We start from the raw sequence: 6,773 nt of genomic DNA, 5'->3' as shown, positions 1-6,773 counted from the left end.
CACTCCCACCCCACGACGCGAGTCTTACGAGCGCCCCGTTCGCGGCCCGTCTCGCGTCCGAGCGGTCGAAGCGCATGCGACGAAGTCGCCAGTCTCGACCGCTCGGACGCGAGACAAAGGGGGCCGCGAACCCGCGGCCCCCGGCCGCCAAATCTCAGAAAGCTCGGCAGGACCTGATGTCGGTGGCCAGGATCGCTTTCGCCCCCAGGTCGGCGAGCTGGTCCATCACATCGTTGCCCTGTTTGCGCGGTACGAGGGCGCGCACAGCCACCCAGGTGTCGTCGGCCAGTGGCGAGACCGTGGGCGATTCCAGTCCCGGCGTGATCCGTACCGCTTCGTCGAGCAGGTTTCTCGGGCAGTCGTAGTCCAGCATCAGGTATTGCTGGGCGAAGACGACGCCTTGGATGCGGGCGACGAGTTGGTTGCGGGCGCGGTCCTGGTGGTCGGAGCCTTCGCGTTCGACGAGGACGCCTTCGGAGTCGCACAGGACCTCGCCGAAGGCGACGAGGTTGTGTTGGCGCAGGGTGCGGCCCGAGCCGACGACGTCGGCGATGGCGTCGGCGACGCCGAGCTGGATGGAGATCTCGACCGCGCCGTCGAGGCGGATCACCTCGGCGCGGATTCCTCGGCGTTGCAGGTCGGCGCGGACGAGGTTGGGGTAGGAGGTGGCGATCCTTTTGCCGTGGAGGTCTTCGACCTTCCATTCGGTGTCGGCGGGGGCGGCGTAGCGGAAGGTGGAGCGGCCGAAGCCGAGTGACAGCCGTTCCTGGACCGGTGCGCCGGAGTCGAGGGCGAGGTCTCGGCCGGTGATTCCGAGGTCGAGTTCGCCCGAGCCGACGTAGATGGCGATGTCCTTGGGGCGGAGGAAGAAGAATTCGACCTGGTTGGAGGGGTCGAGGACGGTGAGGTCGCGCGAATCGGTGCGCCTGCGGTAGCCGGCTTCGGTGAGGATGGAGGTGGCGGCTTCGGAGAGCGAGCCTTTATTGGGGACTGCGACGCGCAGCATGGGAAGAGTGTCCTTTCGGGTGACGGTGTGAGCGGCGTCTCGCCTCGGCGTAGGCCGGGGCCGTCACAGATGTCGGTACACGTCTTCGAGCTTCAGTCCGCGGCCGACCATCAGCACCTGGACCCAATACAGCAGTTGCGAGATCTCCTCGGCGAGTGATTCATCGCTTTCGTGCTCGGCGGCCAGCCACACTTCACCGGCCTCTTCGAGCACCTTCTTACCCTGCGTATGGACGCCGGCGTCCAGTGCGGCCACGGTGCCTGACCCCTCGGGGCGGGTGACGGCACGGTCCTGCAGCTCGGCGAACAGGGTTTCGAAGTTCTTCACGGGTGACCATTCTTTCAGACCCCCGCACACTCCCCGCACACCGCACCACCCGCCACGCGCCACATGAGCGCCACGGTCACCCTCGACGCCCGGGGCACGCGCCCCCTCCGACACCCGACCGGTCGAGCCCCACCCACGACAGGCGCGAGTCTCGAGAGCGGCCCGTTCGCCGCCCGTCCCGCACCCAAGCAGTCGAAACACACCCACCGCAGGCACAAGTCTCACGAGCGCCCCGCTCGCAGTCCGTCCCACGCCCGACCAGTCGAAACACACCCACCACGGCGCGAGTCTTACGAGCGCCCCGTTCGCGGCCCGTCTCGCGTCCGAGCGGTCGAAGCGCATGCGACGAAGTCGCCAGTCTCGACCGCTCGGACGCGAGACAAAGGGGGCCGCGAACACGCGGCCCCCGGGCCGCAATCAATCCAGCAGTGCCTCGAGATCGGCGACGGCGGTGCGCAGATGCCCGGCGAAGGCGTGCATCTGGTCGGCGACGGACTGCGGGGTGGCCAGGTACAGGTTCCAGCGGTCCGGCAGCAGGACGTAGGCGATGCCGATGCATGTCGGGCTGGTCGAGCCGAAACCGAAGTATTCGATGTTGACCGAGGGTGCCGAGCTGGTGCTCAGGTAGTCGTCGCGCATGATCACCCAGCCGGGGCTGTCGTAGAGCGCGATGGGCTCGGTCACTCCGAGTTCTTCGCCTCGGCGACGCTGGATCCACTGGAGTTCCCACAGATGTTGTTCCGGGGCGTCACCGGACTGGCATTGCCGCGCGCGCTCGACGTGCGCGTTGGCCGCTGTCCTCGCGGCCTCGAGTTTCGTCGCCGTGTCGAGCGCGGGGTTTTCCACGGCGTCGACGAAGGCGATGATCTCGGGGGTCACCACGCGCATGGCCTCGGTGCGGCCGTTGCGGTACTGCCTGGTGGCGATGGATTCGTAGGTGGCGCCGGTGATGCCCTTGCTGCGGCGGTGCGCGAGCTGGTAGCTCAGTTGTGCGAAGGCGTCGGGGGAGATCTTCAGCTGCTTGGCCCGTGCCGTGCCGAAATTCTCGAACGACACCGTGGTGGTGGCGTTGTCGGCGGCGTACTGCGCGAAGTCGGCTCCCGCCGCGTCGATATCGGCGCGCAACGCGTCGTCGAGTACGAACTCGATCGGCGCGATGGGTGGCGTGCCCTGTTTCTGCGCGCCCGAGTGCGCGGCGTGGTCGGCGGCCGAGGTCTCGAGCAGGGTGTCGACGAAGGACAGGATGGTGGTGCCGTCCAGTCCGCAGTGTTCGATGTTGATGCCCGCCCGGCCGTCGTCGAACACCAGGAACGAGACGGATTTGTCGAACCAGCGGTTGGCGCTGTCACCGTGCAGCAGTTGATCGCAGGCGTGCAGGGTGTCGGTGGGGGTGAGGTCTTCCAGGCAGAGGCAGAACAGCGCGGTTTCGAGGGTGTCGAGCGCGTCGACGTTGGCGGGCACCGCCCGCAGCGCCGCCCGGCTCGCGGCCCATTCGGCCCGTGCCTTGGTGGTCAGGTGTCCGACCCCGGCGTCGGTGCGTGTCGCGCCCGCCTCGCGGACCGCGCGCAGGCCGTCGACGAGATCCTCCAGCGCGTAGGGCGCGCCCTCGGGTCCGATCACATCCATGCGGAAGACGTTGCCGCGGAACAACACCGCGATGTGACGCGCGGTGGACGGGCCGGGCGAGTCCTCGCTGTAGGGCACCCGGACGCTGTCCTGCGTCTCCCCCGGAATCCGGGTCTCGGAGAACAGGTACTTGTTCTGCCACATCGACAACTGCTGGCCGCGCTGGGTGACCGGCGGGATGGATTCCTCGTCGAGCGCGAGTTTGTAGTCGACGGCGGCCGAGACGATGGCGGCGGCGCGTTCCAGCTGGGTCGCGCCGGTGGACGCCGCGAGCACGGTGTCGTCGCGGAACAGGAAGAAGAAGTTGGCGTTCAGGGCGATCCGGTCGCGCCTGCCCAGATACCGGGACGGCCAGAATCGGTCGAGCCAGCTGCCGACGCCGGGGGTGGCGTCGTATTCCCGCAGTTCCGCGTGCAGGGTGCGGGCGGGGCTGTCCGCGCGCAGCAGGTCGTCGACCGCCGCGCGGGTGGTGGCCAATTCGTCGTCGTTCAGCAGCGGGGCGCACCACTGCAGGAAGCGTTCGGCGCTGTCCTCCAGGGTGGGCAGGGGTACCCGGGGCAGTTGGTCTTCGGCGGCGAAAGTGCGGTCACTCAAGTCGGATTCCTCGGGGACGTGGGATGGGTTCGGAGAGACTGCGGTGGGTCGGCGGCCGTGTGCACGGCACACCGATTCCACTACAGATCCTCGGCGTATGGCCGAAGTTTGGGAAGGGGTGCGGCGCGTGTCGTCCGCCGCAGCCCTGCGGCCTGTCGCCGTGCGGATCCGCTCAGGCGTCCTCGTGCGCGCCAACGAGCGGGCGTGAGATGTGCAGACCGGCGTAGAGCCAGCCCTCCGATTCTCTTCCCGCGGTGTCGATTCCCCGGTCCGCCAGCGTGTCCAGAACCTGATCGCGTTCGTCCGCCGAGGCGAATCGACGTTGTTCGAACAGGCCGGGCACCTGTTCGGTGCGGTAGCCGAGCGCGGCGAGTTCCTCGGCGATCGGCGCGAAATCGAACATCCGCAGGACGAAATGCGCCATCCACGGCCTGCGGTGCGGATGCGCGGTGGCGATCCGCGCGAGGGTTTTCTCGGTGACGTAGCCGATGCATCCGGTGGAGACGACGATATCGGCCGAGGCGAGAACCTCGCGTTGTTCGTCGGTCGGTTCGGCGGCCTCGAGGTCGGCGTGCACCGTGTCGTGCAGGAATCCCGCTTCGCGGGCGTAGGCCAGTGCGGGCAGCGCGGCGTCCATTCCGAGGAATCGGAGATCGGCGTACCCGGCCGCGCCCGCCAGTCGGGCGCTGTCCTCGGCGATCAAGGCGTCGCGGTCGGATTCCGAAGCGTCACGGTAGTGTTCGGCCAGTTGGTCGATACTCGCGCCGAGACGTAACAGCGCCGCGTTGACGCCGTAGGAGCAGCCGATGTCGAGCACGGTCGGTGCCCGGCCGCGCGCCGACGCGCGATATTCGCGAATCTGCTGTTCGAAGAAGGGTTTTGCCAGTTCCGGTATCCGGTAGTTCAATTCGGACATTCGGGCGTAGTACTCGCGGGGATCGTCTCGGTCGTAGATGTGGTCGAAGGAGGCTTTTCCGGTCGTATGTAACGGCACTGGCACGCGTGTGGTCCTCTCGGTCGAGCGCGATGATCGGCTAGTCGAGTAGCCGATCGCCGCGGACAGCGTCGGCCGCGGCTAGGTGGTCGGGTAGCACCCGGCCGAACAATTGGCGGGTGCGTTCGACGGTGCCGATGACACCGGGCCGGTCGGTATAGGCGAAGATCGCCGAATGTCGTTGGTCGCCACCGGTTACCGGGGACACACGGTGCAGGGAGAATCGTCCGCGGAACAGTTGCAGATCGCCGGGACGCAGGTCGAGACTTCGAATGAGCCGCTGCCCCGAACCGGTCAGGACATCGCGTACGTCGTCGAGGTTCTCGGCGTGCGGCGAGCGGATATTCGGGCAGTACTCGAAGACTCCGCCGGATTCGGCGGGTCGGGTGAGCATGCTGACGGTGAATTCGTTGGTGTCGAAATGCCAGGGATGCGACATTCCCGGCGCGACCACGTTCAGGCACAGTCCGGCGAGCGGATCGGCGAATTCGTACAGTTCGGCGAGGCCGAAGCAGTCGGCGACGAAGCGCTGGAATTCGGGGCTGGTGTAGAGCCGGTGGATCAGTGCGTCGGCGGGGATGCGGTCGCGGGGAACGAAGGCATTGCCTCGTTCCAGCACGATCCGGCCCGGATGTCGCTGCGGCAGTTTCGAATCCAGCGGGATGTTGTAGGCGTTGACCCGCTCGACCTCGTAGTAGGCGTGCGGCGCGATGGCCTCACCCTGCTCACGCAGGACCTCGATCAGCGCGGGCCGGATGAATTCGCGCAACACCGTGCAACCGGATTCGTCCAGTTCCGCCCGCGCGAGCGCCACGGCCTCGCGTCGGCGCGCCGATTCCGAATCGGTGAGGGGATACCGTGCGACATCGATGATCTCGTCGAGAACCCCCGTCGTTGCCATAGCGTTATTTTGTCCGAGACCGCGTCGACACGCCCGGGATTCGAGAAAAGTAGCCGGTGACTACAGTCACAGATAAAATCCGCCGCCACTCATGTTGCGGCACAGTAACTCTCGGCGCGCGCCAGCGTGAAGATCCGCGGCGACGCGGTCAGATCCTGGCGTGCAGAGCGTGTTTCAGATCGGAGAGCGACAGCCCGGTCAGCGACTCGCGGAAGACCCGGCCCGGCGCGGGCGGCACGGCGATCTCGCAGGGGACCACGATGACCGCGCATCCGGCCGCCTGCGCCGCCATGGCGCCGGTCGGCGAATCCTCCACCGCGACGCATTCTTTCGGATCGACGCCGAGCAGTTCGGCGGCGCGCAGGTACACGTCGGGTTCCGGTTTGCCCTCGGGGACCTCGTCACCGCAGACGGAGACGTCGAAGTAGTCGCGGCCGAGCGTGTCGAGACCGAATTCCGTGAGCGACCGCTTGGTATTGGTGACCAGCGCCGAGGACAGGCCGGAGGTGCGCACGAGCGAGAGCGCGTCCTTGGCGCCTGGACGCCACGGGATCGGCCCGGTCATCAACTCGGTGACGCGGACCTCGAGGAAGCGGCCCGCCGCGAGGATCGCCTCGGCGGTCGGTTCGACGCCGAGGCCGGTGAAGAGTAAACGCAACGCGTTCGGACCCGACGCGCCGATGAGCGCGTGGCGGAGTTCGTCGGTCATGACGCCGCCGAGTTCGACCGCGAGCTCACGGACGCCGATATCCCACAACTTCTCCGAATCCAGCAGCGTCCCGTCCATATCCCACAGAACCGCGGCGAGTCGCGCTGTCACCGGTGTGCTTCTCCTTCGATACCCGATCCGGGCAGGCGGCAGCCGAACCCGGGCAACGATCGCGAAGACGCTCGTACCAGCGGCGATCCGTTCCCCGACCAGCCTAACCGGCCGACCGACCCGGCGACGACCACCGGGCGGGCTCGCGAGATGTGGGCGCCGTCACCTGCTCAGGTGCTCGACGCGGAAATCAGCAGGCGGCCACCCTCGGAGGACACCCGGAACCATCGGCTCTCCGTCGACGTGCTGCCGTCGGTCTTGACGTAGCTGAGCGAGGCCGTCGCGCCCTCGCCGCCGTCCGGGGTGACGCTGTTGACCCGCACCGACCGGATCGACGACCAGAAGGAGGAATAGGCGTTGTAACCGCCGGTCTGGGATTGATACGACGGGCTCAACTGCGCCCATGCCCCCGAGATGTTGCCGGGCAACATGCCGTAGTACCCCTGGATGAACGCCGCGACCTTGTCCGGGGTCGGCGGACCGCTCGGCGTGGTGGGGGCAGGCG

The 6,773-nt window shown here is 67.6% G+C and carries 6 protein-coding genes and 1 pseudogene; all 7 read right to left on the bottom strand.

Going from position 1 to position 6,773, the window contains the following annotated elements; all coding sequences use genetic code 11:
* Window positions 1-154 precede the first annotated feature (154 nt).
* Window positions 155-1,006, bottom strand: a complete 852-nt coding sequence (gene hisG / locus JZ792_RS40390; RefSeq protein ID WP_109527118.1) for an ATP phosphoribosyltransferase — start codon at window positions 1,004-1,006, stop codon at window positions 155-157.
* 63 nt (window positions 1,007-1,069) lie between these two features.
* Entirely contained in the window at window positions 1,070-1,333 is a 264-nt protein-coding gene (locus JZ792_RS40385; protein WP_109527117.1) for a phosphoribosyl-ATP diphosphatase, read from the bottom strand.
* A 417-nt stretch (window positions 1,334-1,750) separates the two neighbouring features.
* On the bottom strand, window positions 1,751-3,553 hold the full coding sequence (locus tag JZ792_RS40380) for a choline/carnitine O-acyltransferase (RefSeq protein ID WP_216918165.1): 1,803 nt from the start codon (window positions 3,551-3,553) through the stop codon (window positions 1,751-1,753).
* Between the two features lie 172 nt (window positions 3,554-3,725).
* Window positions 3,726-4,553 (bottom strand): class I SAM-dependent methyltransferase, encoded by an 828-nt coding sequence (locus tag JZ792_RS40375; RefSeq protein ID WP_216918164.1) that lies wholly within the window; start codon window positions 4,551-4,553, stop codon window positions 3,726-3,728.
* Between the two features lie 34 nt (window positions 4,554-4,587).
* Complete coding sequence (locus JZ792_RS40370; RefSeq protein WP_216918163.1) at window positions 4,588-5,448, bottom strand: HalD/BesD family halogenase; 861 nt, start codon at window positions 5,446-5,448, stop codon at window positions 4,588-4,590.
* A gap of 148 nt (window positions 5,449-5,596) precedes the next feature.
* Window positions 5,597-6,268 (bottom strand): HAD family hydrolase, encoded by a 672-nt coding sequence (locus JZ792_RS40365; RefSeq protein ID WP_368858177.1) that lies wholly within the window; start codon window positions 6,266-6,268, stop codon window positions 5,597-5,599.
* Window positions 6,269-6,438: 170 nt separating this feature from the next.
* Window positions 6,439-6,773: pseudogene (locus JZ792_RS40360) on the bottom strand (serine/threonine protein kinase); the annotation flags it as partial.

Origin of the sequence: Nocardia noduli (assembly GCF_019038455.1) — a bacterium.
Taxonomy (GTDB): domain Bacteria; phylum Actinomycetota; class Actinomycetes; order Mycobacteriales; family Mycobacteriaceae; genus Nocardia; species Nocardia noduli.
This window is presented reverse-complemented; position numbering and strand designations above follow the sequence as displayed.

What these genes read in the sequence shown, in the direction of transcription:
- hisG (WP_109527118.1), bottom strand. Translation starts at nt 1,006, where the DNA reads ATGCTGCGCGTCGCAGTCCCCAATAAAGGCTCGCTCTCCGAAGCCGCC.
- JZ792_RS40370 (WP_216918163.1), bottom strand. Translation starts at nt 5,448, where the DNA reads ATGGCAACGACGGGGGTTCTCGACGAGATCATCGATGTCGCACGGTAT.